General features: G+C 72.3%; 18 protein-coding genes and 1 pseudogene. 12 read left to right on the top strand and 7 right to left on the bottom strand.

The window, feature by feature from the left end:
• Positions 1-146: 146 nt before the first annotated feature.
• The gene (gene ileS, locus ACEZDG_RS24225) at positions 147-3,278 is read right to left on the bottom strand and encodes an isoleucine--tRNA ligase (RefSeq protein WP_380513033.1); all 3,132 of its coding nucleotides are present in this window, start codon (positions 3,276-3,278) and stop codon (positions 147-149) included.
• Positions 3,279-3,943: 665 nt separating this feature from the next.
• Between ileS and ACEZDG_RS24220 the strand changes: the two genes are divergently transcribed.
• The 7 genes and pseudogenes from ACEZDG_RS24220 to ACEZDG_RS24190 all read left to right on the top strand — a co-directional run bounded on the left by ACEZDG_RS24220 (position 3,944) and on the right by ACEZDG_RS24190 (position 14,134).
• Positions 3,944-4,444, top strand: coding sequence for a TraR/DksA family transcriptional regulator (locus ACEZDG_RS24220; RefSeq protein ID WP_380513032.1), 501 nt, complete (start codon positions 3,944-3,946; stop codon positions 4,442-4,444).
• Between the two features lie 117 nt (positions 4,445-4,561).
• Positions 4,562-5,161, top strand: a pseudogene (lspA, locus tag ACEZDG_RS24215) (signal peptidase II); the annotation flags it as partial.
• Between the two features lie 168 nt (positions 5,162-5,329).
• On the top strand, positions 5,330-6,268 hold the full coding sequence (locus tag ACEZDG_RS24210; RefSeq protein ID WP_380513030.1) for an RluA family pseudouridine synthase: 939 nt from the start codon (positions 5,330-5,332) through the stop codon (positions 6,266-6,268).
• Positions 6,269-6,359: 91 nt separating this feature from the next.
• A complete protein-coding gene (locus ACEZDG_RS24205; protein ID WP_380513028.1) occupies positions 6,360-7,952 on the top strand; it encodes a Na+/H+ antiporter in 1,593 nt (530 codons plus the stop codon).
• 119 nt (positions 7,953-8,071) lie between these two features.
• On the top strand, positions 8,072-8,560 hold the full coding sequence (locus ACEZDG_RS24200) for a hypothetical protein (RefSeq protein ID WP_380513026.1): 489 nt from the start codon (positions 8,072-8,074) through the stop codon (positions 8,558-8,560).
• 248 nt (positions 8,561-8,808) lie between these two features.
• Positions 8,809-12,849 carry a Pls/PosA family non-ribosomal peptide synthetase gene (locus tag ACEZDG_RS24195; protein ID WP_380513024.1) on the top strand — a complete coding sequence of 1,347 codons (4,041 nt, stop codon included), beginning with the start codon at positions 8,809-8,811 and terminating at the stop codon, positions 12,847-12,849.
• Positions 12,797-14,134 (top strand): M1 family metallopeptidase, encoded by a 1,338-nt coding sequence (locus ACEZDG_RS24190; protein WP_380513022.1) that lies wholly within the window; start codon positions 12,797-12,799, stop codon positions 14,132-14,134. Before ACEZDG_RS24195 ends, ACEZDG_RS24190 begins: the two co-directional genes overlap by 53 nt.
• A gap of 7 nt (positions 14,135-14,141) precedes the next feature.
• Here ACEZDG_RS24190 and dnaE read toward each other — a convergent pair whose 3' ends face one another.
• From dnaE to ACEZDG_RS24165, 5 genes are all read right to left on the bottom strand, one after another.
• Positions 14,142-17,696 (bottom strand): DNA polymerase III subunit alpha, encoded by a 3,555-nt coding sequence (gene dnaE / locus ACEZDG_RS24185; protein WP_380513020.1) that lies wholly within the window; start codon positions 17,694-17,696, stop codon positions 14,142-14,144.
• Positions 17,697-17,755: 59 nt separating this feature from the next.
• Positions 17,756-18,478, bottom strand: a complete 723-nt coding sequence (locus tag ACEZDG_RS24180) for a hypothetical protein (protein ID WP_380513018.1) — start codon at positions 18,476-18,478, stop codon at positions 17,756-17,758.
• Positions 18,479-18,502: 24 nt separating this feature from the next.
• Positions 18,503-19,276 carry an ABC transporter permease gene (locus ACEZDG_RS24175; protein ID WP_380513016.1) on the bottom strand — a complete coding sequence of 258 codons (774 nt, stop codon included), beginning with the start codon at positions 19,274-19,276 and terminating at the stop codon, positions 18,503-18,505.
• On the bottom strand, positions 19,273-20,250 hold the full coding sequence (locus ACEZDG_RS24170; RefSeq protein ID WP_380513014.1) for an ABC transporter ATP-binding protein: 978 nt from the start codon (positions 20,248-20,250) through the stop codon (positions 19,273-19,275). Before ACEZDG_RS24170 ends, ACEZDG_RS24175 begins: the two co-directional genes overlap by 4 nt.
• Positions 20,251-20,391: 141 nt before the next feature.
• On the bottom strand, positions 20,392-21,672 hold the full coding sequence (locus ACEZDG_RS24165) for an NYN domain-containing protein (RefSeq protein ID WP_380513013.1): 1,281 nt from the start codon (positions 21,670-21,672) through the stop codon (positions 20,392-20,394).
• A gap of 104 nt (positions 21,673-21,776) precedes the next feature.
• Between ACEZDG_RS24165 and ACEZDG_RS24160 the strand changes: the two genes are divergently transcribed.
• Complete coding sequence (locus ACEZDG_RS24160; RefSeq protein ID WP_380513011.1) at positions 21,777-22,535, top strand: hypothetical protein; 759 nt, start codon at positions 21,777-21,779, stop codon at positions 22,533-22,535.
• A gap of 13 nt (positions 22,536-22,548) precedes the next feature.
• Here the strand turns inward: ACEZDG_RS24160 and ACEZDG_RS24155 are convergent, their stop codons facing one another.
• Positions 22,549-23,259 (bottom strand): LON peptidase substrate-binding domain-containing protein, encoded by a 711-nt coding sequence (locus tag ACEZDG_RS24155; RefSeq protein ID WP_380513009.1) that lies wholly within the window; start codon positions 23,257-23,259, stop codon positions 22,549-22,551.
• Positions 23,260-23,486: 227 nt separating this feature from the next.
• Here ACEZDG_RS24155 and hisD point away from each other — a divergent pair, with 227 nt between their 5' ends.
• The 4 genes from hisD to ACEZDG_RS24135 are packed head-to-tail and all read left to right on the top strand — an operon-like array spanning position 23,487 to position 26,651.
• A complete protein-coding gene (gene hisD, locus ACEZDG_RS24150) occupies positions 23,487-24,806 on the top strand; it encodes a histidinol dehydrogenase (RefSeq protein ID WP_380513007.1) in 1,320 nt (439 codons plus the stop codon).
• Entirely contained in the window at positions 24,803-25,909 is a 1,107-nt protein-coding gene (locus ACEZDG_RS24145; protein WP_380513005.1) for a histidinol-phosphate transaminase, read from the top strand. Before hisD ends, ACEZDG_RS24145 begins: the two co-directional genes overlap by 4 nt.
• Positions 25,906-26,499 carry an imidazoleglycerol-phosphate dehydratase HisB gene (gene hisB, locus ACEZDG_RS24140; protein WP_380513003.1) on the top strand — a complete coding sequence of 198 codons (594 nt, stop codon included), beginning with the start codon at positions 25,906-25,908 and terminating at the stop codon, positions 26,497-26,499. Before ACEZDG_RS24145 ends, hisB begins: the two co-directional genes overlap by 4 nt.
• Entirely contained in the window at positions 26,496-26,651 is a 156-nt protein-coding gene (locus ACEZDG_RS24135) for a hypothetical protein (protein WP_380513001.1), read from the top strand. The genes hisB and ACEZDG_RS24135 overlap by 4 nt, the downstream gene beginning before the upstream one ends.
• The last annotated feature ends 14 nt before the right edge of the window (positions 26,652-26,665 follow it).

Here is a 26,665-nt window from a genome sequence, read left to right as displayed (position 1 = left end):
GATCCGCTGAACCCACGCGGGCCGCACCCACGCGATGTGTGGAACAACTGACAAGGATAGACATGTGGGGCGACGGCCATGGTTCCGCCGCCCCACCTGCCCAACGCCTTTGACGTGGGGTCAGGGCCGGGGGCCAGACCCGGGGGTCAGGCCTTCCGCAGCCAGAAGGTCAGCCCCAGGGCCTCGTCCGTGAACGGCGCGGCCTCGGCCCAGTCCGCCCCGCCGGAGCCGAAGTCGGTCGCCAGCACCTCGTCGGCGATCAGACCGGCGTGGGTGTCCAGGGCGCTCGCGGTGTCCTGGTCGGCCGCGGTCCAGCGGAGCACGATCCGGTCGGCGACGTCCAGGCCGCTGTTCTTGCGGGCCTCCTGGACCTGGCGGATGGCGTCGCGGGCGATGCCGGCCAGCCGCAGCTCCGGGGTGATGTGCAGGTCCAGCGCCACCGTCGCGCCGGACTCGTTGGCGACCGCCCACCCCTCGCGCGGGGTCTCGGTGACGATCACCTCTTCCGGCGTCAGCTCCACCGGCTCCCCGTCCAGCAGCACGGTGGCCGTGCCGTGGGCCCGCAGCGAGGCGCTCAGCCCGGCCGCGTCGGCCGCCGCGACGGCCTTGGCGACCTCCTGGACGCCCTTGCCGAAGCGCTTGCCGAGCGCCCGGAAGTTGGCCTTGGCGGTGGTGTCCACCAGCGACCCGCCGGCCTCGGCCAGCGAGGCCAGTTCGCTGACGTTCAGCTCCTCCGCGACCTGGGCCCGGAGCTCGGCGGGCAGTTCCTCCCAGCCCTGCGCGGCGATGAGCGCCCGGGACAGCGGCTGACGGGTCTTCACCCCGGAGTCGGCCCGGGTGGCCCGGCCCAGCTCCACCAGGCGGCGGACCAGGGCCATGTGCCGGGACAGGTCGGCGTCGATCAGCGCCTCGTCGGCCACCGGGTAGTCGGCCAGGTGCACCGACTCGGGCGCGCCGGGGGTGACCGGGACGACCAGGTCCTGCCAGACCCGCTCGGTGATGAACGGGGTCAGCGGGGCCATCAGCCGGGTGACCGTCTCCAGCGCCTCGTGCAGGGTGGCCAGCGCGGCCGGCTCGCCCTGCCAGAAGCGGCGGCGCCCGCGCCGGACGTACCAGTTGGAGAGGTCGTCGACGAAGGCCGACAGCAGCTTGCCGGCCCGCTGGGTGTCGAAGCCGTCCAGCGCCGAGTCCACCTCGCGGACCAGCAGGTTCAGCTCGGACAGCAGCCACTTGTCCAGCAGCGGCCGGTCCGCCGGGGCAGGGTCGGACGCCGAGGGGGCCCAGCCGGCGGTGCGGGCGTACAGGGCCTGGAAGGCGACCGTGTTCCAGTAGGTGAGCAGGGTCTTCCTGACCACCTCCTGGATGGTGTTGTGGCCGACCCGGCGGGCCGACCAGGGCGAGCCGCCGGCCGCCATGAACCAGCGCACGGCGTCGGCCCCGTGCTGGTCCATCAGCGAGATCGGCTCCAGGATGTTGCCCAGGTGCTTGGACATCTTCCGGCCGTCCTCGGCCAGGATGTGGCCCAGGCAGACCACGTTCTCGTACGCCGACTTGTCGAACACCAGGGTGCCGACCGCCATCAGCGTGTAGAACCAGCCGCGGGTCTGGTCGATCGCCTCGGAGATGAACTGGGCCGGGTAGCGCTTCTCGAACAGGTCGGCGTTCTTCAGCGGGTAGCCGTACTGCGCGAAGGGCATCGAACCCGAGTCGTACCAGGCGTCGATGACCTCGGGGACGCGCACCGAGGTGCCCTCGCAGGAGGGGCAGCCGAAGGTGACCTCGTCGATGAACGGCCGGTGCGGGTCGAGCTCGGAGAGGTCGCGCCCGGTCAGCCCGCTCAGCTCGGCCAGCGAGCCGACGCAGGTGAGGTGGTCCTCCTCGCAGCGCCAGATCGGCAGCGGGGTGCCCCAGTAGCGGTTGCGGGACAGCGCCCAGTCGATGTTGTTGTTCAGCCAGTCGCCGAAGCGCCCGTACTTCACGTTCTCGGGGAACCAGTTGGTGCCCTCGTTCTCGCGCAGCAGCGCGTCCTTGACCGCGGTGGTGCGGACGTACCAGGACGGCTGCGCGTAGTAGAGCAGCGCGGTGTGGCAGCGCCAGCAGTGCGGGTAGCTGTGCTCGTACGGGACATGACGGAACAGCAGGCCGCGCGCGTCCAGGTCGGCGACCAGGGCCTCGTCGGCCTTCTTGAAGAACTGCCCGCCGACCAGCGGCAGGTCGGGCTCGAAGGTGCCGTCCGAGAGCACCGGGTTGACCATCGGCAGGCCGTAGTTCCGGCAGGTGGCGAGGTCGTCCGCGCCGAAGGCGGGGGCCTGGTGGACCAGGCCCGAGCCGTCCTCGGTGGTGACGTACTCGGCGTTGACCACGTAGTGCGCGCCGTCGACCGGGACCAGCTCGAACGGCCGCCGGTAGGTCCAGCGCTCCATCTCGGCGCCGGTGAAGCGCTCGCCGGTGGCGGTCCAGCCCTCGCCCAGCGACTTCTCCAGCAGCGGTTCGGCGACGACCACCTGCTCCTTGCCGTCGGTGGCCACCACGTAGACCACCTCGGGGTGGGCAGCGACGGCGACGTTGGAGACCAGGGTCCACGGCGTGGTCGTCCAGACCAGCAGCGAGGCCGTGCCCGCCAGTGGGCCCGAGGTGAGCGGGAAGCGGACGTAGACCGAGGGGTCGACCACGGTCTCGTAGCCCTGGGCCAGCTCGTGGTCGGACAGGCCGGTGCCGCAGCGCGGGCACCAGGGCGCCACCCGGAAGTCCTGGACCAGCAGCCCCTTGTCGAAGATCTGCTTCAGCGACCACCAGACCGACTGGATGTAGTCCGGGTCCATGGTGCGGTAGGCGTCGTCCAGGTCGACCCAGTAGCCCATCCGGTTGGTCAGGGTGGCGAAGGCGTCGGTGTGCCGGGTCACCGAGGCGCGGCAGCGCTCGTTGAACTCGGCGATCCCGTACTCCTCGATGTCCTGCTTGCCGGAGAAGCCGAGCTCCTTCTCCACGGCCAGCTCGACCGGCAGGCCGTGGCAGTCCCAGCCGGCCTTGCGGGCGACGTGGTGGCCCTTCATGGTCTTGTAGCGCGGGAAGACGTCCTTGAAGACCCGGGCCTCGATGTGGTGCGCGCCGGGCATGCCGTTGGCGGTCGGCGGGCCCTCGTAGAACACCCACTCCGGGCGGCCCTCGGACTGCTCCAGGCTGCGCTGGAAGATCTTGTTGTCGCCCCAGAAGGAAAGGATGCCGTGCTCGAGCGCGGGCAGGTCGACCTGGGCTGGGACGGCTCGGTACTGGGTCATGTGCGTGGTCCTCCGGCGGGCGCGAGTACGGCGTGCGGCTTCCGACGAAGGGACGAGACCGTGTGCTGCCCGGTCCCGCGGTACCACCCTCCTTGGCCGCGCCCGCCGCAGCTGCCTGCGCGCACGACCCCCTCATTAGGGGTTGCGGCCGGCTCTACTGGGCGCCCCCGTGGCGGGGGAGCTGTTCCTCCGGCGGCTCCGGGGTGATCTTCCCGTCGTGCACGCCCCCCGGGCTTTCACCGTCCCCGGGTCGCTACTGGCTGCGTACGGCGGTACTCGTCCCCATCCACGCCTTGCAGCGCCAAGTCTATAGGTCCGCGGCAACCGGATTTCCCGTGCCGCACGGGGCCGAGCGGGTCTCTCCGCAGGGTGACGCACCGGTAACGATGACGGATGGCGATTATCAGGTCACGTTCTGGGCACACATCGTGAGGAGCCGGAGACGAGCGACCGCGGCCGGTCGGTGAAAACCGGGCCTGCTTCGTCCGGTATGTCCCATTGTGATGGGATTCGTTACGCAATATCGTTCCGGCACCACGTTGTGCCGGCAGCAACGCAGTCGCATGAATCGCGAAGGGGTCATCAGCATGGCGGACAAGGCAAGGAGCGGGGCCGCGGGATCGCGCCGCGCGGGAACGTCCGTGGCCGACCCGGGGGAGGGCACAGTGACCCGTCACAAGATCGAGACTGCCACCCGGCCCAGCGGCACCCGGGCCAGGGCAGCACACCCCGAGCGGCCCGCGGCTGCGGACGCGGGGTCGGTCGGTCCCGCCGCCGCGCTGCCGGTGCGGCCGGGCGAGGACCCCTGGACCGAGGCGGAGGTCGCCGAGCTGCAGCAGGAGCTGACCGACGCCGCCACGGAGCTGAAGGCCGAGATCGCCGCCTCCGCCGAGGCGGTCAGCGGCCTGATGCGGGACTCCGGCGACGGCGCGGGCGACGACCAGGCCGACGCCGGGACCAAGAACATCTCCCGCGAGCACGAGCTCTCGCTGGCCGCGAACGCCCGGGACATGCTGGCGCAGACCGAACGGGCGCTGGCCCGGATGGCGCAGGCCGGCTTCGGCCTGTGCGAGTCCTGCGCCGAGCCCATCGGCAAGGCCAGGGTCCAGGCGTTCCCCCGGGCCACCCTCTGCGTCCAGTGCAAGCAGAAGCAGGAGCGCCGCTAGCCGCGGACACACAGGGTCTGTCCGGACCCCCGGGCGGCGCGGACCCCTCCGCGCCGCCGCTCTGCCGTACCGTACGCTCGACCACGGAAGTCCACCCGACTCGGTTCAGCGGAGCGCATCATCAGTACCCCAGGTTTCCAGAAGGCCCCGGCGGACGACGCTGCTGCTCCCGCGACCGCGCCCGCGACTCCGGTGACCGCGGCCGAGCCAGGACCGGCGGCCGCCGCGAGCGGACGCCGGCGCCGGATCGGCGTGCTGCTCTCGGTCGCGGTGCTCGCCTACCTGCTCGACCTCGGCAGCAAGCTGCTGGTGGTGGCCCGGCTCGAGTACCACAACCCGATCCGGATCGCCGGGGACTGGGTGATGCTCCAGGCCACCCGCAACCCCGGGGCGGCCTTCGGCATGGGCGCGGCGATGACCATCGTCTTCACCCTGATCGCCGCCACCGTGGTGGTGGTGATCTGCCGGCTCGCCCGCAAGCTCTACAGCCTGCCCTGGGCGATCGCGCTCGGCCTGCTGCTCGGCGGCGCCTTCGGCAACCTGACCGACCGGATCTTCCGCTCGCCCTCGGTCTTCCGCGGCGAGGTCGTCGACTTCATCTCGGTGAAGCACTTCGCGGTGTTCAACCTGGCCGACTCGGCGATCGTCTGCGGCGGCATCCTGGTGGTGCTGCTCTCCTTCCTGGGCACCAACCCGGACGGGACCGCGCTGCGGGACGCCAAGGCCGGCGCGGACGGCGGCTCCGACCCCGCCGCCACCGAGGGCTCGGCCCCCGCCGCCGAGGGCTCCGGCGCTGCCGCCGAGCCCGGGGCCGAGGCCGGGCAGGGCCCCGAAGCCAAGGGCTGATGGCGGGTCCGGCCCCGCCGGTCCGGCATACTCGTTCAGGTGAGCACCGTTCCGCAGATCCGAAACCTTCCCGTACCCGACGGCCTCGAGGGCGAGCGGGTCGACGCCGCCATCGCCCGGATGTTCGGGTTCTCCCGCACCAAGGCCGCCGAGCTGGCCGCAGACGGCAAGGTGACGCTGGACGGCTCCGTGGTCGGCAAGTCCGACCGGGTCCTGGCCGGGTCCTGGATGGAGGTCGAGATCCCGGCCCCGCCCGCGCCGGTGCAGATCGTCGCCGAGCGCATCGACAACATGCGGATCGTGCACGACGACGAGCACATCGTGGTGGTCGACAAGCCGGTCGGCGTCGCCGCCCACCCCAGCCCCGGCTGGACCGGACCCACCGTCATCGGCGGCCTGGCCGGCGCCGGCTACCGGATCTCCACCTCCGGCGCCTCCGAGCGCCAGGGCGTGGTGCACCGCCTGGACGTCGGCACCTCCGGCCTGATGGTGGTCGCCAAGTCGGAGATCGCCTACACCTCCCTCAAGGCGCAGTTCCGCGACCGGGTCGTCGAGAAGAAGTACAACGCGCTGGTCCAGGGCCACCCCGACCCGATGTCCGGCACCGTGGACGCCCCGATCGACCGGCACCCCAGCAGCGACTGGAAGTGGGCCGTGGTCGCCAACGGCAAGCCCTCGGTCACCCACTACGACCTGATCGAGGCGTACCGGGCCGCCTCGCTGCTGGACATCAAGCTGGAGACCGGCCGCACCCACCAGATCCGGGTGCACATGTCCGCGCTGCGGCACCCCTGCGTCGGCGACATCACCTACGGCGCCGACCCGACCCTGGCCAAGCGGCTGAAGCTGACCCGGCAGTGGCTGCACGCCGTCGAGCTCGGCTTCCAGCACCCCTCGGACGGGGAGTGGGTGCAGTTCCGCACCGAGTACCCGGAGGACCTGTCCCGCGCGCTGGAGATCATCAGCTCCGAGAGCTGACCCCGACGGCGGTACTCCGCCCCGCAGTGCGGCCTGCTCCCTGGCAGGATGAGCCCAGAGATCCGCACCGGGGAGAGGAACCGTCGGCAGCATGGCCCAGCTGATGCTTCTGTTCTTCGTCCTGCTGGCCGCCATCGTCACCACCCCGCTCGCCGGACGGATCGGCCTGCCGCAGCCGGTGCTGATGACGCTGATCGGGATCGCGCTCGCGCTGATGCCCTGGGTGCCCAACATCAGCCTGGAGCCGGACCTGATCCTGCCGCTGGTGCTGCCCCCGCTGATCTACGCCGCGGCCCAGCGCTCCACCACCCGCTACTTCAAGGCCAACTACCGGGTGATCCTGCTGCTGGCGGTGGCCCTGGTGCTGGTCACCACGGCGACGGTGGCGCTCGCCGCGCACTGGATCATGCCGGTGCTGCCGCTCGGCGCGGCCGTCGCGCTGGGCGCGATCATCTCCCCGCCGGACCCCATCGCCGCCGCCGCGGTCGCCGGGAGCGTCGGCCTGCCGCGCCGGCTGATGGGCATCCTGGAGACCGAGGGCCTGTTCAACGACGTCACCGCGCTGGTGGTGTACGGGCTGGCGGTGGACGCGGTGGTCAGCGGCCAGTTCTCCACCCTGGAGGCGGCCGAGCGGCTGGTCCTGTCGGCGGTGCTCGCCCTGGTCATCGGGGTCGGCCTGGGCTGGCTCAGCGGCCGGGTGATGTCCCTGCTGGACGACCCGACCCTGCAGGTCGCGCTCAGCCTGCTGGTCCCCTTCGCCGCCTACACCCTGGCCGAGGAGGCGCACGGCTCCGGCGTCCTCTCGGTCCTGGTCTGCTCGCTCTGGATCAACGACCGGACGGTCGGCGCCGACGACGTCGGCTTCCGCCTGGTCGGCAGCGCCTTCTGGGACGTGGTGGAGCTGCTGATCTCCGGGGTGGCCTTCGGGCTGATCGGCCTGGAGCTGGCCATCGTGCTGGCCGAGGCGGGCCGCAACTGGACCGCGATGCTCGGGGACGCCGGACTGGTGATCGTGGTGGTGGTCGGGGTCCGGCTGCTCTGGCTGCTCCCCGGCGCCTGGGTCACCGCCCGCTGGGACCGCAGCCGCGGCGAACGCGAGGAGGCCACCCCGCTGAGCTGGCGCGAGTCCACGGTGCTGTGGTGGTCCGGGATGCGCGGCGTGGCCTCGGTGGCGCTGGCGCTGGCCATCCCGCTCACGGTCAAGGGCGGGGCGGGGTTCCCCGGCCGTGACGAGATCGTCTTCATCGCCTTCTGCGTGGTGCTGTTCACCCTGCTGGTGCAGGGCATGACGCTGTCCTGGGTGGTGCGCAAGCTCCACCTCGGCCGGGACGAGGACGCCGAGGACGCCGCCGAGCGCCAGCTCTGGTACCGGGTCTCCAAGGCCGGACTGCTCCGGCTGAAGGAGCTCGCCGCGGCCGAGGACCTGCCCGAGGACCTGGTCGAGCGGCTGCGGGCCCGGCAGACCGACCGGCTGGCCCGGGTCCGCCCGGACATGTACGACGAGGACCAGCGCCGGGAGCTCAAGGAGCGGGTGCGGCAGGTCCGCCGGTTCCAGGAGGTCGAGGCCGAGATGCTGGCGGCCGGCCGGGTCGAGATGCAGCTCGCCCGGATGGAGCCCGGCGCCGACCCGGAACTGGTCGACCGGGTCATCCGCAAGCTCGACATCCGCAGCGCGCCCCGCTAGCGGGGGTTCTACACCACCCGCGGGCCCGGAAGACCCGAACGGCGAAACCGAACTGAGGATCCGTCAGCGCCGGTAGTCTGCGTCCCCCTGTCGCACCCCTCCTGGCCGAAGGTCGCCCCATGCCCACCCGGATACCCGCCCCCGTCCCCGCCGCCGTACGCAGACTCCCGGCGGCCCTGGCCGCCGCCGCGCTCTGCGCCCTGCTCGCCGCCTGTGGCCCGACCGCGACCAACGCGTCGCCCGCCGCCGCCCAGTCGCCCGCGGCCGTCACCACGCTGTCCGCCGCCCCGGCGACCACGACGGCCGCGGCCACGCCCACCACCCCGGTCAGCACCCCGGCGCCCACGCCGAGCCACCGTCCCAGCAGCGCCAGGCCGAGCGTCACCCGGACGGCCCCGCACCCGGCCGCGCCGACGCACCGGGCCAGCAAGTCGCCGACCCCGACCAGGGCCGCCACCACCTGCGAGATCGTCTCCGCCGCCGGGAACTGCTACAAGGCCGGCCAGTTCTGCCGGACCGCGGACCTGGGCGCCGAGACCCATGACGCCAACGGCCGGCTGCTGCGCTGCGCCGAGAAGAGCGGAAAGCCGCACTGGGGTTATGCCTGATGGCACAAAAACGGATATTCAGTACACTTGGTGCATTGTGCCATGTGTGATGAGTCTCAGTTCAAGATTTTGCTGACGACCTGTCAGAACTAACTGACGGGCCGTCAACTACGAGGGGAATCAGGGCGTCTATGAGCTGACGATGCGTCAGATATCCATGGCGAAACGGACTTTGCGCGAGGAATGGCGATTCCGTGCGCCTCCCGGCGGGTCTAGCATCGACCGGGTTGCATACGAGATGAGGATCTATGACCACGGCCGTGTACGACCCGGAGCTGGAAGGCGCTGCTGCCCCCAGCGGTCTCGCCCTGTTCGCCGGACGCCCCGCACACGCCCCGCGGACCTTGATCGACATCCTGGACGCCGCGGTCGCGGCCCACCCCGGCGAGCCCGCGCTGGACGACGGACGCACCGCCCTCAGCTACCGCGCCCTCGCCGCCGAGGTGGAGTCGCTGCGCCGGACCCTGGCCGCGGCCGGGGTCGGCCGGGGCGACCGGGTCGGCATCCGGGTCCCCTCCGGGACGGCGGACCTCTACGTCGGCATCCTCGCGGTGCTGGCCGTCGGCGCCGCCTACGTCCCGGTGGACGCCGAGGATCCGGACGAGCGCGCCGCGCTGGTGTTCGGCGAGGCCGGTGTCCGCGCCGTGCTCGGCGCCGACCGCGAGCTGACCCTGCGGCCCGTGCCCGGCGCCGACGCCCCGACCGCCGACCTGACCCCTGCCGTCCCGACCCCCGCCGTCCCGGCCGCCGCCGCCGCTGCCGCCGGACGGCCCGCGGGCCGTCCCGAGCTGGGCGACGACGCCTGGATCATCTTCACTTCCGGCTCCACCGGCAAGCCCAAGGGCGTCGCGGTCACCCACCGCAGCGCTGCCGCCTTCGTCGACGCCGAGGCCGCGCTGTTCCAGCAGGAGGAGCCGATCGGCCCCGGCGACCGGGTGATGGCCGGCCTCTCGGTGGCCTTCGACGCCTCCTGCGAGGAGATGTGGCTGGCCTGGCGCTACGGCGCCTGCCTGGTCACCGTCCCCCGCTCGCAGGTCCGCAGCGGCGCGGACCTCGGCCCCTGGCTGGTGGAGCAGGAGATCACCGTGGTCTCCACCGTGCCCACCCTGGCCGCGCTCTGGCCCGCCGACGCGCTGGGCGACGTCCGGCTGCTGATCTTCGGCGGCGAGGCCTGCCCGCCCGAGCTGGCCGAGCGGCTGGCCACCGAGGGCCGCGAGGTCTGGAACACCTACGGCCCCACCGAGGCGACCGTGGTCGCTTGCGCCGCGCCGCTCACCGGCGAGGCCCCGGTCCGGATCGGCCTGCCGCTGGACGGCTGGGAGCTCGCCGTCGTGGACGAGCAGGGCCAGGTCGTGGCCATGGGCGAGAGCGGCCAGCTGGTCATCGGCGGTGTCGGCCTGGCCCGCTACCTGGACCCCGAGAAGGACGCCGCGACCTACGCGCCGCTCGAATCCACCGGCTGGCAGCGCGCCTACCGCAGCGGCGACCTGGTGCTGGCCCAGCCCGAGGGCCTGGTCTTCCTCGGCCGCGCCGACGAGCAGATCAAGCTCGGCGGGCGCCGGATCGAGCTGGGCGAGGTCGACGCGGTGCTGCAGGCGCTGCCCGGCGTCAGCGGGGCCGCCGCCGCCGTCCGTACCGCGCGCAGCGGCAACCAGCTGCTGGTCGGCTACCTGGTCACCGACCAGGGCTTCGACCAGGACGAGGCGGTCCGCCGGCTCAGGGCCGAGCTGCCCGCCGCGATGGTCCCGCTGCTCGCCCTGGTGCAGGACCTGCCGGTGCGCACCTCCGGCAAGGTCGACCGCAACGCGCTGCCCTGGCCGCTGGCCCAGCTGGAGGGCAAGGGCCGAACCGAGCATCTCTACGGCACCGAGGCGTGGCTCGCCGAGCAGTGGGCCGAGGTGCTGGGCGTGCCGGTCGGCGGCGCCAAGGACGACTTCTTCGCGATCGGCGGCAGCAGCCTGGGCGCGGCCCGGCTGGTCACCCTGATCCGCACCCGCTACCCCGCCATCGCGGTCAGTGACATCTACCAGGCCCCGGTGCTGCGCGAGCTGGCCCGACGGCTGGAGAAGTCGGCCCAGGGCGGCGGCGCGGTCCGTGAGATCACCCCGACCCCGCGCCGGGCCGGGATCGTCCAGACCCTGCTCACCATTCCGCTGCTCACCGTGGTCGGCCTGCGCTGGACCGTGGCCCTGGCCGCGCTCGGCAGCCTGTTCGGCTGGGGTCTGGGCGTGTCCTGGTGGACCGTGGTCCCGGCCGCCGTCCTGCTCTGGAGCCCGGTCGGCCGGATCGTGATCGCGGCCGGCGGCGCCCGGCTGCTGCTGCGCGGTGTCGAAGCCGGCAGCCACCCGCGCGGCGGCAGCGTCCACCTGCGGCTCTGGGCCGCCGAACGGCTGGCCGAGGCCAGCGGCGCCACCGCGCTCTCCGGCGCCTGGCTGACCCGCTACGCCCGCGCCCTCGGCGGCCGGATCGGCCCGGACGTGGACCTGCACACCCTGCCGCCGGTCACCGGCATGATCAAGCTCGGCAAGGGCTGCGCGGTCGAGGCCGACGTCGACCTCAGCGGCTGGTGGCTGGACGGCGACCTGCTGCAGCTCGGCCCGGTCCGGGTCGGCGCGGGCGCCACCGTCGGCACCCGCAGCATCCTGTTCCCCGGCGCCCGGGTCGGCAAGCGGGCCGAGATCGGCGCCGGATCCGCCGTCACCGGCCAGGTGCCCACCGGCCAGCGCTGGTCCGGCGCCCCGGCCACCAAGACCGGCCGGGCCGAGCACGCCTGGCCCAAGGCCCGCCCCGAGCGCACCAGCATCTGGGCCGCGATGTACGGGATCAGCGGGATCGCGCTGACCCTGCTGCCACTGCTCGCCGCGGTCCCGGCCGCGCTGGTGCTGGGCGCCTTCGTGGACCGCGGCACCCCCGGCGCCATGCTGCCGCAGGCGCTGCCCGCCGTCCCGCTGGCCACCCTGGCCGGGTTCCTGGCCTACGCCGCGCTGGTACTGGCCGCCGTCCGGCTGCTCGGGATCGGCCTGCGGGCCGGGCACCACCCGCTGCACAGCCGCACCGCCTGGCAGGCCTGGACCGTGATACAGCTGATGGACCTGGCCCGGGGCAGCCTGTTCCCGCTCTACGCCAGCCTGTTCACCCCGGCCTGGCTGCGGGCGCTGGGCATGCGGGTCGGCCAGGGCGTCGAGGCGTCCACCGTGCTCGCGCTGCCCAGCATGACCACCGTCGGGGACGGGGCCTTCCTGGCCGACGACACCCTGATCGCCCCCTACGAGCTGGGCGGCGGCTGGCTGCGCATCGACGAGGCGGAGATCGGCGAGCGCGCCTTCCTTGGCAACTCCGGGATGACCGCCCCCGGCCGCTCGGTCCCGGACCGCGGCCTGGTCGGCGTGCTCTCGGCCACCCCGAAGAAGGCCAAGAAGGGCAGCTCCTACCTCGGCATGCCGCCGATGAAGCTGCCGCGCCGGGCCCAGGGCGGCGACCAGAGCCTCACCTACGCCCCCTCCGCCCGGCTGCGCCGGACCCGGGGCACCGTGGAGCTGTTCCGGATCGTCCCGGTGATGATCTCGGTCGCGCTGGGCCTCAGCGTGCTGGCCGTGCTGGCCGGACTGGCCCGGAGCGTCGGCGGCGGGCCGGTCGGGCTGCTGCTCGCCGCCGTCTGCTCCGGCGCGGTGCTGCTCGCCGCCGGGCTGGCCGCCTGCGCGGTCGCGGTCGCCGCGAAATGGCTGCTGATCGGCCGCTTCACCGCGGTCGAGCACCCGCTCTGGAGCAGCCACGTCTGGCGCAACGAGCTGGCCGACACCTTCACCGAGGTGCTGGCCGCCCCCTGGCTGCTGAACGCGGTCCCCGGCACCCCGCTGCTCAACACCTGGCTGCGCGCGATCGGCGCCAGGATCGGCCGCGGGGTCTGGACCGAGAGCTACTGGCTCCCCGAGGCCGACCTGGTCACCCTGGGCGACGGGGTCAGCGTCAACCGCGGCTGCGTGATCCAGACCCACCTCTTCCACGACCGGATCATGCGGATGGACCAGGTGATCCTCCAGGAGGGCGCGACGCTCGGCCCGCACGGTATCGTCCTGCCCGGGGCCGTCATCGGCGCCCGCACCACCCTGGGCCCCGCGTCCCTGGTGATGCGCGGCGAGTCCGTCCCGGCGGACAGCCGCTGGCTCGGCAACCCCATCGCCCCCTGGGTTGCCGCCACCGAGCCCTCCCTCACCCCCGCAGCGGAGCAGAACAGCATTGAGTCCCAAGCAGTCGTCGCCCGCCCCCCGCTCACCGCAGCTGCTCGCTGACCCGTACTTCCCGAACCACGGCGACGCCCGCTTCCACGTCCACCGCTACGAGCTCGCGCTCGACTACCGCCCGGCCCCGAACCGGCTCACCGGCAGCGCCCGGCTGACCTGCCTGAACGGGGCCGCGCCGCTGGCCGAGGCGGTGCTGGACTTCGCCGACTTCCGGATCACCAAGATCCTGGTCGACGGGCGGGCCGCCCGCTGGACCCACCGGGCCGGCAAGCTGCGGCTGCGCCCGGCCCGCCCGCTGGCGGCCGGGGCGGCGTTCACCATAGAGGTCGGCTACGGCGGCAACCCGCGCCCGGTCCGCAGCGAGTGGGGGACGCTGGGCTGGGAGGAGCTGGAGGACGGCTCGCTGGTCGCCAGCCAGCCGATCGGGGCGCCGTCCTGGTACCCGTGCAACGACCGGCCCGCGGACAAGGCCGCCTACCAGGTCTCGGTCACCGCGCCCAGCCCGTACACCGTGGTCGCCAACGGCCGGCTGCTCACCCGCACGGTCCGGGCCGGGGCCACCACCTGGGTCTACGAGCAGCCCGCGCCCACCCCCAGCTACCTGGCCACGGTCCAGGTCGGCCACTACCAGCAGCTGCTGCTGGCGGCGGGAGCGGTCCCGCAGACCGTCTACGCCCCGGCCCGGCTCACCTCCGCCTGCGTCACCGACTTCGCCCGCCAGCCGCGGATGATGGAGCTGTTCACCGAGCTGTTCGGCCCCTACCCCTTCGGCGAGTACGCCGTGGTGGTCACCGACGAGGAACTGGACGTCCCGGTCGAGGCCCAGGGCCTCTCCACCTTCGGCGCCAACCACGTGGACGGCCACCGGGGCTCGGAGCGGCTGGTCGCCCACGAGCTGGCGCACCAGTGGTTCGGCAACAGCGTCACCGTCGCCGACTGGCGGCACATCTGGCTGAACGAGGGCTTCGCCAAGTACGCGGAGTGGCTCTGGTCCGAGCGCTCCGGCGGTCGCAGCGCGGCCCAGCACGCCGCCCACGCCCACGCCGGGCTGAGCGCCCTGCCGCAGGACCTGGTGCTGGCCAACCCCGGCCGCAGCCTGATGTTCGACGACCGGCTCTACCAGCGCGGCGGCCTGGTGATGCACGCGCTGCGCGGCGTCCTCGGCGACCCGTCCTTCTTCGCCCTGCTGCGCGAGTGGGCCACCCTGCACCGCCACGGCACGGTCACCACCGCCGACTTCACCACCCTGGCCCAGCGCCACAGCAGCCACCCGCTGCACACCTTCTTCACCGCCTGGCTCTACGCCACCGCGCTGCCCCCGCTGGGAGGCTGACGGAGGGTCAGGCCGCGGCCCAGACGCCGGGGCCGAGGAGGCCCTTGACGTCGCTGGCGAAGCCGCTCTCGGGGTCGACCATGAAGCCGAGTTCGAAGAGCACGCTCTTGCTGCGGCCCTCCATCAGCAGCCGGACCGGGACCTCGCCCGGGTGCGCCCGCATGGTGCGGCGGAGCTCGGCGACCAGCTGCGGGGTGATCTTCCGTTCCGGGATGTTCAGCTGGATCGGCGGCCGGCCGCCGTGCTCGGCCGAGGAGATGTCCAGCGGGGCCATCTCCGAGCCGAAGATCGACAGCGCGCCGTCCCGCTCGTTCAGCCGGCCCTTGACCGCGACCACGTTGTCCTCGATCAGCTCCTGCTGGATCAGCATGTAGTTCTTGGGGAAGAACAGCACCTCGACCGAGCCGTCGCGGTCGGCCAGGGTGACGATGGCCCAGGCGTTGCCGGCCTTGTTGATCCGCCGGTCCACACCGGTGATCAGCCCGGCCAGTTTGACCTCGCCGTCGGTGCGGCCCGATCCCAGCAGTTCCGCGATGGACACGTCGCGGTTGCGGGAGAGGATGTGCTCGGCGCCGTCCAGCGGGTGGCTGGAGACGTAGAGGCCGAGCATCTCCCGCTCCAGGCTGAGCAGGTGCTTGCGCGGCCACTCCCGGTCGGAGAGCTCGAAGTCCAGGCCGATGGAGGTGCTGCTGTCGGCGCCGGTGTCGATCGAGCCGAAGAGGTCGTCCTGCCCGATGGCCTGCTGCTTCTTCAGCCCGGTGACCGAGTCGATGGCGTTCTCGTGGACGGCGGCGAGCGACTGCCGGGTGTGGTTCAGCGAGTCGAACGCGCCGGCCTTGATCAGCGAGTCCACGGTGCGCTTGTTGCAGACCGGCAGCTCGACCTTGTCCAGGAAGTCGGCGAAGGAGGTGTACTTGCCCTTCTCGGTCCGGCTCGCCACCAGGGACTCGATCACCGGGATGCCGACGTTGCGCACCGCCTTCAGCCCGAACCGGACGTCGTCGCCGACGGCGGTGAAGTCGACCACGGACTCGTTCACGTCGGGGGACAGGATCTTGATGCCGAGCCGGCGGCACTCGGCGAGGTAGATCGCCATCTTGTCCTTGTCGTCGGACACCGAGGTGAGCAGCGCGGCCATGTACTCGGCCGGGTAGTTGGCCTTGAGGAAGGCGGTCCAGTAGGAGACCAGCCCGTACGCGGCGGAGTGCGACTTGTTGAAGGCGTAGCCGGCGAACGGGACCAGGACGTCCCAGACCGCCTGGATCGCCTCGTCCGAGTAGCCGCGCTCCTTGCAGCCCGCGTGGAACGGGACGAACTCCTGCTCCAGGACCTCCTTCTTCTTCTTGCCCATGGCCCGGCGGAGCAGGTCGGCCTGTCCCAGGCTGTAGCCGGCCAGCACCTGCGCGGCTCGCTGCACCTGCTCCTGATAGACGATCAGGCCGTAGGTGGGGCCGAGGACTTCGCGCAGCGGCTCCTCCAGCTCCGGGTGGATCGGGGTGATCTCCTGCCGGCCGTTCTTGCGGTCGGCGTAGTTGTTGTGCGAGTTCATGCCCATCGGGCCGGGCCGGTACAGCGCGGAGACGGCGGAGATGTCGGCGAACTCGGAGGGCTTCATGGACTTCAGCAGCGCCCGCATGGGGCCGCCGTCCAGCTGGAACACGCCCAGGGTGTCGCCGCGGGCCAGGAGTTCGTACGTGGTCGGGTCGTCCAGCGGCATCTTCTCGGTGGCGACCTCGACGCCCCGGTTCTCTTTCACGATCTTGATGCAGTGGTCGATGATGCCCAGGTTCCGCAGACCCAGGAAGTCCATCTTGATCAGGCCCATGTTTTCACATGAGGGGTAGTCGAACCCGGTGATGATCACGCCGTCCTTGTCACGGCGGTGCAGCGGGATCAGTTCCAGCAGCGGGGTCGACGACAGGATGACGGCGGCGGCGTGCACGCCGGTGCCGCGGGTCAGGCCCTCGATGCCCTTGCCGGTGTCGATGATCTTCCGGACGTCCGGCTCGTTCTCGTACATGGCGCGGATCTCGCCGCCCTCGGAGTACCGGGGGTGCTTGTCGTCGAACAGCGCGTAGAGCGGGACGCCCTTGCCCATCACGTCCGGCGGCATCGCCTTGGTGATCCGGTCGCCCATGGAGAAGGGGTAGCCGAGGATCCGGTTGGCGTCCTTGACCGCGGCCTTGGCCTTGATCGTGCCGAAGGTGTTGACCTGGGCGGTGTAGGCCTCGCCGTACTTCTCGGTGACGTAGCGGACCATCTGGTCGCGCTGGCGGTCGTCGAAGTCGATGTCGACGTCGGGCGGGTTGATCCGCTCCGGGTTGAGAAAGCGTTCGAACAGCAGGTCGTGCTCGATCGGGTCCAGCTCGGTGATTCGGGTCAGGTAGGCGACCATCGAACCGGCCGCCGAGCCGCGGCCGGGGCCGACCGGGATGCCGTTGTCCCGGGCGTACTGGCAGATGTCGGCGACCACGAGGAAGTAGGCGTCGAAGCCCATCGGGGAGATGACGCCCATCTCCAGCTCGATCCGGTCCAGCACGTCCTGGCCCGGGTTGTCGCCGTAACGGTCCTGCAGGCCCGCCTCGATCTTCTTGCGCAGGAACGAGGACTGGGTCTCGCCCTCGGGCACGTCGAACTGCGGCATCCGGTCGACGTAGGTGAAGACCTCGTCGTAGGACTGCACCCGCTCGCCGATGGCGAGGGTGTTGTCGCAGGCCTCGGGCAGCTCGCGGAACATCTCCCGCATCTGCTCGGCGGTCTTGATGTAGTAGCCGGAGCCGTTGAAGCGGAACCGGTTGGGGTCGTCCTTGTTCTTGCCGACGCCGATGCAGAGCAGGTTGTCGTGGGCGTCGGCCTGGTCCTCGGTGACGTAGTGCGAGTCATTGGTGGCCAGCAGCGGGATCCGCAGCTCCTTGGCCAGCCGCAGCAGGTCCTCGCGGACGTTGCGCTCGATGTCCAGGCCGTGGTCCATCAGCTCCAGGAAGTAGTTCTCCCGGCCGAAGATGTCCTGGTAGGCGGAGGCGGCCTTGACCGCCTCCTCGTACTGGCCGAGCCGCAGCCGGGTCTGCACCTCGCCGGAGGGGCAGCCGGTGGTGGCGATGATCCCGGCCGCGTTCTCCGCGATCAGCTCGCGGTCCATCCGGGGCTTCATGTAGTAGCCCTCGATGGACGCCAGCGAGGAGAGCTTGAACAGGTTGCGCAGCCCCTGGGCGTTCTCGGCCCACATCGTCATATGGGTGTAGCGGCCGCCGCCGGAGACGTCCTTGCCGCCCTCGCCGTCCGTGTTGGCGCTGCGCTGCCCGCCCGGGGCCCAGAACACCGGCTTCTTCTCGAAGCGCGATCCGGGGGCGACATACGCCTCGATCCCGATGATCGGCTTCACCCCGCTCTTCGCGCCGATCTGCTGGAACTCGTAGGCGCCGAACATGTTTCCGTGGTCCGACATGGCCACGGCGGGCATGCCGAGCCGCTCCACCTCGCCGATCAGCTTGCCGTTCTTCGCGGCCCCGTCCAGCATCGAGTACTCGGTGTGAACATGCAGGTGAACGAAGCTGTCGGCCACGGTGAGGGCGCTCCTCGGGCTAGCGGCGGGTGCGGGGAAGGCTCCACCCTAGCGCGCGTTCAGGCCCGTTCGGGACCGTCCTGGGCAGGTGTCTGCGAGGGCTCGGGAGAGGGCGTCTGCGAAGCATCCGGCGCGGGATTCTGCGTTGGATCCGGCGCGGGATTCCGGGCCGGGCCCCAGGGTCCCTGCCAGGGCACCGGGGGAGGGGTCGGCCGGGGCGAGAAGGCGGCGGTGAGGGCGATCAGGGTGAGCAGCGCCAGGATCGGCCAGATCAGCACCACGGCCTTCGTGGTGAGCTGCAGCGGGCCGTAGAAGGTGTGCCCGGTGGGCACGCTCTTCGCCACCTTGAGCACCCCCGCCTGGTACGCCGCGGCCGACTGCCGTCCGCCCCAGGCCAGGTAGGCGCCGAGCAGTCCGCCCGCGCCCAGGCCGACGGCCACGCTGATGCCGCCCTGCCGGGCCCGGGTGGCGAGGTAGGCGGCAGCCCCGGTCAGCAGTCCGAAGCCGGCCCCGAGCAGGCCGAAGGTGCCGTCGGCGCCGATCGCCTGCTCGCCCTCGGGGTCGTTGAGGTAGACCGCGGTGGCGTCCGCGTGCAGCGGAACCTTGGGCGCCAGCCAGTGCCAGAGCACCCCCATCAGCAGGCCGAGCAGGGCGCACCCGGCGAGCAGCAGCAGCGCCAGGACCAGTTCCCGGCCCAGGCCGCGCAGCGTGCGCTCCTTGGCCTTCGGCTCCGGTTCGGGCGGCGGTGCGGGGAAGTCCTGGAAGGTGTCAGGTACGGTCACCGCGCCATCGTCCCATGCGGGTCGTCAGGCCCGGGTGGCGGCACGGCGGTAGGCCCAGGTGGCGAGCGCCAGCGAGAGCACCCCGACGCCCGCGCAGACGCCCAGGTCGGCGCTGACGGCCGCCCAGTCCGGGCGGGCGGCGAAGGTACGGGACAGCGCCTCGACGCCGTAGGTGGACGGCAGCAGGTCCCGCAGCCACTGGATCGCGGTCGGCATGTGGCTCGGCGGCAGCACGCCCAGCAGCAGCGCCGCCGACATGCCGAGCTGCCCCAGCAGGGTGGCGATCTCCAGCCGGCCGGCGAGCAGCCCGCAGGCCGCGCCGACCCCGGACAGCGCCGCCCCGGTCAGCGGCACCACCAGCGCCAGCACCCACAGGTGCACCCAGCTCAGCTGGAACAGCGCACAGCCCACCGCGGCCGTCAGCAGCGTCCCCGGGACGGTGAAGGAGGCGTACGCCGCCGCCGTCCCGAGCACCACCGAGGCGGCCGGGACCGGCAGCGTGGCGTAGTGGTCCAGGCCGCCGGTGGCCCGCAGCTTGCCGAAGTACTGCGCCAGCAGGTTGAGCGCGACGAAGGCCACCACCAGCACGCTGGACCCGGCGACCACGTCCCTGACCGCCTCGGTGTCGCCGGTGCTGACCACCCCGCGCATCATCACCATGATCCCCAGCGACTGGAAGGTGGCGACGAACAGCAGCGGGATCCTGGACACCCGGGCCCGGGACAGCTGGGCCCGGTACACCGCGCCGAGGGACGGCAGCAGCGAGGCGCGGGAGGAGAGCACGGCGGCGGTGGTCATCGGGCGAGTCCTTCGTGTCGGCCGCCGAGCAGCAGGTAGACGTCCTCCAGGCTGGGCGTGCTGAGCGAGAAGTCGTCCAGGGCGGCGAAGGCCGGGCCCGAGGTGACCTCGGCGACCAGCGCCCTGGCCTCGTCCGGGGTGGCCCGCACGGTCCAGCGGCGGCCGTTCCTGACCGCGCGGGCGGCCAGCGCGGCGATCGTCGGCAGGTGCTGCGGGGCCTCCTCGCGCCAGACCAGGTCCAGCCGGACGTCGCCGTCCACCAGGGCCTTGAGGCCGCCCGGGGTGTCGCAGGCGATGATCCGGCCCTCGTCCACCACGGCGACCCGGTCCAGCACCGTCTCGGCCTCGATGACGTTGTGGGTGACCAGCAGCACGGTCACGCCCTGCTCGCTGCGGCGGCGGTCCACGGCGGCCCAGACGGCGCGGCGGGCGACCGGGTCCATCCCGGTGGTGGGCTCGTCCAGGACCAGCAGCGGACGGGCGCCGACCAGTACGGTCGCGAAGCAGGCGAGGCGGCGCTGGCCGCCGGAGAGCTTGGCCAGCGGACGGTGGGCCAGCGGCTCCAGGGCGAGCTCGGCGAGCACCGCGTCCCGTTCGGCCCTGGCCGCGGCGCGCGGCAGGCCGCGGAGCCGGGCGGTGGTCTCGATCGCGAGCGAGACGGTGAGCTCGTCCAGCGCGGTGGACTCCTGGCCGAGGTAGCCGAGCAGCCGGGCGGCCCGCTCCGGGTACCGCACGATGTCGTGGCCGAGGATGTCGATGCTGCCGCGGTCCGGCCGCAGCAGGCCGGTGAGCTGGCGCACCAGGGTGGACTTGCCGGCCCCGTTGGGCCCGAGCAGGCCGAAGACCTCGCCGCGGCGGATGTCCAGGGAGATGTCGCTGTTGGCGACGGTCGCCGCCGCGCGGCCGTTCCGGTACTCCTTGGTCAGCCCGCGGACGCTGGCGCATGCCACGGAGGGGGGTGCTTCGGTGTCCACGGAGCGACTGTACCGGTCCGGTTTGCCCGCGCAGTTCCCCGTGCCCCCGGGTGGGCTGCAACGGTCCGCAGCGAGCAACCAGGCAGCACCCCGGGGGCGCGGGGAACTGCGCGAACGGCAACCACCGCCGAGCGGAAACGTTCAGCCTTCGACCATCACCCCGTCCCCGCCCGGAACCCGTGTAGCGAGCTCGCGCCAGAACCCGGCCCGGATCGCATAGCGGTCGTGCTCGTCGATCTGGTCGTCCTTGTGCGCCAGCAGCCCGAACCGCGCCGCGTAGCGCAGCAGCTCGCCGTCGACCCGGTGCGGGATCCGCGGGTAGTCGGGCCAGAGCACGGCGAGCCGACCCGGTTCGCCGAGGCGGTCGGTCCAGCGCCGGGCGAAGACCTGGCCGACCTCGGTGGGGTCGCCGCCGACGGTGGTGATGTCCTCCTCGCGGTCGGCCCACTTCTGCTCGGCGGTGGTCAGCTGGGCCAGGGTGGGGATGCCGTCGGCGGGGCTGCCGGCCTCGCCCTGCCGGTCGACCAGGCCGCGTTCGGAGGACCAGCGCAGCAGCGAGGGCGCGGGCGGCACCGGCACGGCCGGGGTGCGGCCGGCATTGAGCCCGGCGGCGATCTCCTTGGGGGTCGGCACCCTGGGCGCCGAGGCCGAGGCCGACATCGGGGTGGGCGCCGGGCCGGGTTTGGCTGCGGACCCGTTCCCGGCCGCTGCCGCCGCTGCCGCCGCGGCGACCAGCTCCTCCGGCAGCTCGGGGACCGCCGTCGGCTGCGGCGCGGAGAGGATCTTGGCGAACTCGGGCCGGGGATCGGCCGGCGCGCAGGACGCGGCGGCCTCGCGCAGCCGCACCGAGCGGGTGATCCACTCGCGATCCAGCACCCGGCGCTCGTCGGCCTCGGCGACCAGGTCCTCGGACTGGTTGAAGTCCCCGTCGGCGGCCTGCACCGCCCACAGGTGCACGGCCACGCCGTAGTCCTTGGCGGCGGTCATCCCCGGCAGCAGGTCCCCGTCGCCGGTGACCAGCACCACGTCCACGCAGGCCCGGTTGCGGGCCAGTTCGGACAGTTCGGCGTGCATCGCCGCGTCCACGCCCTTCTGCACCATCCGGCCCTCGGCCCGGGTCAGCGCGCCGAGCCGGACGGTCACCCGGGGCATCACCCGCAGCCGCCGGTGCTCCGGCAGCGGCCTGCGGTCCGGGGCGGCGTCGAACCAGTAGATCCGCAGCAGCGGGAGCCCGGTCTCGGTCTCCGCCCGCTCCCGCAGCTGGCCGATCAGCTCACCGAGCTCCACCGTGATCCGGGACCGCGAGCTCTCACCCGCGAGCAGGCTGGCGGCAGCCCCGAGCAGGTATCCGGCATCCACCAGCACGACACAGCGGTCCACGTCCCACACCAGCTTTCTTGGGTCCCACAACTTCAGGCCCATACCCAACGCGAACGCAGCGTATCCAGGAGCGGCGGCGAGCCGGCCCGTACACGCGGGTGACAATGGAGCGGACAGGGATCGGCGACAGGGCGGTACGGAAGATCATGCGTAGAAGGTCGGCGGCGCTGCTGCTCTCCGGTGCGCTGGCGGTGGGCGTCCTGGTGATCCCCTCGATCCAGCGGCACGAGTCAAGCGGGGACGCCAGGATCCTCGGGGTCTCCGTGAACGGCGACAACCCGGTCGTGCTCGGTCCGACCGGCAGTTCGCCGATCACCTTCAGCATCACCGCGGAGGACGACTCGGGCATCGCCTCGGTGGACGGGGTGGGCCTGTGGGGCCCGAACATCTCGGTGCTCCCCGGCGGCCCGACCCACTGCGTGGCGAAGACCGCGACCATCTCGGTGTGCACCGGCAGCTCCTCGGTGGACATCACCAAGAAGCAGATCTTCGACGACATGGCCGGCCAGTGGTACGTCCAGGCCACCGTGCACGCCCATGACGGCGACGCGCTGACCAAGCAGAAGGCGGGCTCCTTCTCGATCAAGAAGGAGGGCCAGCTCACCGAGTACGGGGCGCCGCACACCGCGCCGAAGGGCGCCCTGATCGGCATCGGCGGCCAGCTGAAGAAGCCGGACTGGGACAGCGGGGCCTGGGTGCCCAACCCGGGCCAGAAGGTCTCCGTGCAGTTCTGCGCCAAGGACTGCGTCAAGCCGACCGTGGTCGCCGAGACCACCACCGACGCCAACGGGACCATCGCGGTCACCGTCAGGACCACGGTCACCGGCGACTACACCCTGGTCTACGCCGGCACCTACTGGGCCGAGGGGGTCCAGTCGATGTCGCCCCAGGTCACGGTCCAGTAGTCCGGCCGCCGGCTCAGTTGGGGTTGAACGCCTGCCGGGTCAGCTCCACGGCCGGCAGCGAGGGCAGCTTCGCCAGCACCGCGTTCTCCCGCCGCAGCAGCGCCAGCTCGGCGGTGAGCCGGTCGGCGGCCGACTCCGCCGTGAGCAGCCGCTGCTTGTCCCCGGTGTCCAGCACGGAGGCCGCGGCCACCAGGTAGGACAGCACCATCGGGTCGTCCGGCAGCTCCTGCAGCCCGGTGACGCTGCTCTCCCTGGCCCCGGCCAGCCGCTTCTGGTAGGCCCGGAACAGCCGCTCCACGGCCTGCGCCAGCACCGCCGCCTCGTCCCCCGCGGCTTCCGGCAGCCGTTCGACCTCGGCGGTCAGATAGGGGCCCGTGGCGTCGAAGGACTCCACCTGGAACCGGGTGGTGCCGGTGGCGATCAGGTCGTAGCCGCCGTCCTTGCGCTGCTCGACCGAGGCGATCTCGGCGACACAGCCCACCGGGAACAGGGCGTGCGCCGGGTCGGGACCGAGTCCGGCCAGCGCCTGGCTGCCCTGGTCCACCCCGGTCGGGGCGACGTCGCGCCCGTCCCTGATGGCGACCACGCCGAAGCGGAACGGTTCCTCGCCGGCGACCAGGTCGGCGACGAGCCGGCGGTAGCGCTCCTCGAAGACGTTCAGGGGCAGGACCAGGCCCGGGTAGAGCACCGTGCCCAGGGGGAAGAGGGGGAGCCGTTCGGTCACGAGCGCAAGAGTACGGGTCGGCGGACCCCCGGTGTGCGGGCCCGTACCGGTTCGCGCTCGTGGCAGCTCGCCGGTACGGGCGTACGGAGGGGGCACCTGTGCGGGTCGCCACCGGCGACAGCGTGCCAGCGGGGGCCCGCCGCGGCCACTCGGCGCGGCCGAACGGGGGCGTCCCACGAAGTGGTACAGGGAAACGGAGGTTTCTGCTGCTCCGTAGACTGGGGCCTGTGATTGCGCGAATCGACCTCAGAGGATCCCTCGACGACCCGCGCGCGGTGCTCCCGCGCGCCGAGTTCGACGTCGAGGCGGCGGTGGAGCGGGTGCGGCCCATCTGCGAGGACGTACGCCATCGCGGCACCGAGGCGCTGATCGAGATCACCGAGCGCTTCGACGGAGTGCGGCTGACCAGCATCCGGGTCCCCAAGGCCGCCATCGACGACGCCCTGGCGCAGGTCGACCCGGACATCAGGGCCGCGCTGGAGGAGTCCATCCGCCGCGCCCGCCTGGTGCACCGCGACCAGCGGCGGACCGACCACACCACCCAGGTCGTCCCCGGCGGCACGGTCAGCGAGCGCTGGGTGCCGGTCGACCGGGTCGGCCTCTACGTCCCCGGCGGTCTGGCGCCGCTGGCGTCCTCCGTTGTGATGAACGTGGTCCCGGCGCAGGAGGCCGGGGTGCCCAGCCTGGCGCTGGCCTCCCCGCCGCAACGAGAGTTCGACGGCCTGCCGCACCCGACCATCCTGGCCGCCTGCGCGCTGCTCGGCGTGGACGAGGTGTACGCGGTCGGCGGCGCCCAGGCCATCGCCATGTTCGCCTACGGCGCGGGCGAGGGCGAGGACCGCTGCGAGCAGGTCAACCTGGTCACCGGCCCCGGCAACATCTATGTCGCCGCCGCCAAGCGGCTGCTCAAGGGCCGGATCGGGATCGACGCCGAGGCCGGCACCACCGAGATCGCCGTCCTGGCCGACGACACCGCGGACCCCCGCCATGTCGCGGCCGACCTGATCAGCCAGGCCGAGCACGACCCGCACGCGGCCTCGGTGCTGGTCACCGACTCGCTCGCGCTGGCCGACGCGGTCGAGGACGAGCTGAAGACCCAGGTCGCGGCCACCCGGCACGAGGCCAGGGTGCGCGAGGCGCTGTCCGGCCCGCAGTCCGGGATCATCCTGGTCGACAGCGTCGACCAGGGCCTGGACGTGGTGAACGCCTACGCCGCCGAGCACCTGGAGATCCAGACTGCGGACGCCGCCGCGGTCGCGGCCCGGGTCCGCAACGCCGGCGCGGTGTTCGTCGGCGCCTACTCGCCGGTCTCGCTGGGCGACTACGCGGCCGGCTCCAACCATGTGCTGCCGACCGGCGGCTGCGCCTGCCACAGCTCCGGGCTGAGCGTGCAGAGCTTCCTGCGCGGCATCCATGTCGTGGACTACTCCCGCGAGGCCCTGGCCGACGTCGCCAAGCACGTGGTGACCTTCGCCGACGCCGAGGACCTGCCCGGGCACGGCGACGCCGTGCGGGCCCGCTTCGATTGGACGGTGCCGAGCACATGAGGATCGACGACCTCCCGGTCCGCGACGAGCTCAAGGGCAAGTCCCCTTACGGCGCACCGCAGTTGGACGTGCCGGTGCTGCTCAACACCAATGAGAACCCGTACCCGCTGCCCGAGCCGCTGGTGGCCCGGATCGCCGAGCGGGTGGCCGAGGCCGCCCGGCACCTCAACCGCTACCCGGACCGGGACGCGGTGGAGCTGCGCGAGGGCCTCGCTGCGTACCTGACCGGCTCCACCGGCTTCCCGGTCACCCGGGCGCAGGTGTGGGCCGCCAACGGCTCCAACGAGGTGCTGCAGCAGCTGCTGCAGACCTTCGGCGGACCCGGCCGCACCGCCCTCGGCTTCGCCCCCACCTACCAGATGCACGACCTCATCTCCCGTGGCACCGGCACCGGTTGGAGCCAGGGGCCGCGCAACGACGACTTCACCATCGACCTGGACGCGGCCCTGGCCGCCATCGCCGAGCAGCGCCCGGACGTCCTCTTCGTCTGCTCGCCGAACAACCCCACCGGCACCGCCGTCCCGCGCGCGACCGTGCTGGCGCTGTACGAGGCGGCGCAGGCGGTGAAGCCGACGCTGGTGATCGTCGACGAGGCGTACATCGAGTTCTCGCACCAGCCCTCGCTGCTGCCGCTGCTGGAGGGCCGCCCGCTGCTGGTGGTCACCAGGACCATGTCCAAGGCCTTCGGCGCGGCCGGGCTGCGGCTCGGCTACCTGGCCGCCGACCCGGCCGTGGTGGACGCGGTGCAGCTGGTCCGGCTGCCGTACCACCTGTCCGCGGTCACCCAGGCGACCGCGCTGGCGGCGCTGGAGTTCACTGACACCCTGCTCGGCTACGTGGAACGGCTGAAGGCCGAACGCGACCGGATCGTCGCCGAGTTGCGGGCGATGGGCCTGGACGTCACCGACTCCGACGCCAACTTCGTCCAGTTCGGCACCTTCCCGGACACCCGGGTGATGTGGCAGGCGATCCTCGACAAGGGCGTGCTGGTCCGCGACAACGGCGTGCCCGGGCGGCTCCGGGTCACCGCGGGCACCCCGGCCGAGAACGACGCCTTCCTCGACGCCGTCCGCACCTCGCTCAAGGAGCTACCCACCTCATGACCCGGATCGGGCGCGTCGAGCGCACCACCAAGGAGACCTCCGTCAAGGTCGAGATCGACCTGGACGGGCGCGGCACCACCGACATCAGCACCGGCGTCGGCTTCTACGACCACATGCTGGACCAGCTCGGCCGGCACGGCCTGTTCGACCTCACCGTCAAGACCGACGGCGACCTGCACATCGACACCCACCACACCATCGAGGACACCGCGCTGGCGCTGGGCGCGGCCTTCAAGCAGGCGCTGGGCGACAAGGTCGGCATCTACCGCTTCGGCAACTGCACCGTCCCACTGGACGAGTCGCTGGCCCAGGTCACCGTGGACCTCTCCGGGCGCCCCTACCTGGTGCACACCGAGCCGGAGCAGATGGCGCCGATGATCGGCTCCTACGACACCACGATGACCCGGCACATCCTGGAGTCGTTCGTGGCCCAGGCGCAGATCGCCCTGCACGTCCACGTACCGTATGGACGCAATGCCCACCACATTGTCGAGTGCCAGTTCAAGGCGCTCGCCCGGGCGCTGCGGTACGCCAGCGAGCTGGATCCGCGCGCGGCCGGGATCCTCCCCTCGACCAAGGGCGCGCTGTGAGCACCTCGACCATCGTCATCCTCTTCCTCGGCCTGTTCTTCCTGGGCGGGGTGATCTCCTTCTGGAAGCAGAAGCTGCCCAAGGGCGTCACCCTGCTGCTCGCCCTGGCCTCCGGTATGTGCCTCGCCACGGCACTGATGAGGGTCGTCTAGAGAAAGGCTGGCCC

The organism is Streptacidiphilus alkalitolerans (assembly GCF_042511045.1).
Lineage (GTDB): Bacteria > Actinomycetota > Actinomycetes > Streptomycetales > Streptomycetaceae > Streptacidiphilus > Streptacidiphilus alkalitolerans.
The sequence above is the reverse complement of the archived record's forward strand: the minus strand, read 5'-3'. Positions and strand labels throughout refer to the sequence as shown.

Coding starts and splice junctions, on each gene's coding strand:
- ACEZDG_RS24145 (WP_380513005.1), top strand. CDS start 24,803: ATGAGGATCGACGACCTCCCGGTCCGCGACGAGCTCAAGGGCAAGTCC.
- ileS (WP_380513033.1), bottom strand. CDS start 3,278: ATGACCCAGTACCGAGCCGTCCCAGCCCAGGTCGACCTGCCCGCGCTC.
- ACEZDG_RS24165 (WP_380513013.1), bottom strand. CDS start 21,672: ATGGGCCTGAAGTTGTGGGACCCAAGAAAGCTGGTGTGGGACGTGGAC.
- ACEZDG_RS24160 (WP_380513011.1), top strand. CDS start 21,777: ATGCGTAGAAGGTCGGCGGCGCTGCTGCTCTCCGGTGCGCTGGCGGTG.
- ACEZDG_RS24175 (WP_380513016.1), bottom strand. CDS start 19,276: ATGACCACCGCCGCCGTGCTCTCCTCCCGCGCCTCGCTGCTGCCGTCC.
- ACEZDG_RS24195 (WP_380513024.1), top strand. CDS start 8,809: ATGACCACGGCCGTGTACGACCCGGAGCTGGAAGGCGCTGCTGCCCCC.
- ACEZDG_RS24205 (WP_380513028.1), top strand. CDS start 6,360: ATGGCCCAGCTGATGCTTCTGTTCTTCGTCCTGCTGGCCGCCATCGTC.
- hisB (WP_380513003.1), top strand. CDS start 25,906: ATGACCCGGATCGGGCGCGTCGAGCGCACCACCAAGGAGACCTCCGTC.
- ACEZDG_RS24200 (WP_380513026.1), top strand. CDS start 8,072: ATGCCCACCCGGATACCCGCCCCCGTCCCCGCCGCCGTACGCAGACTC.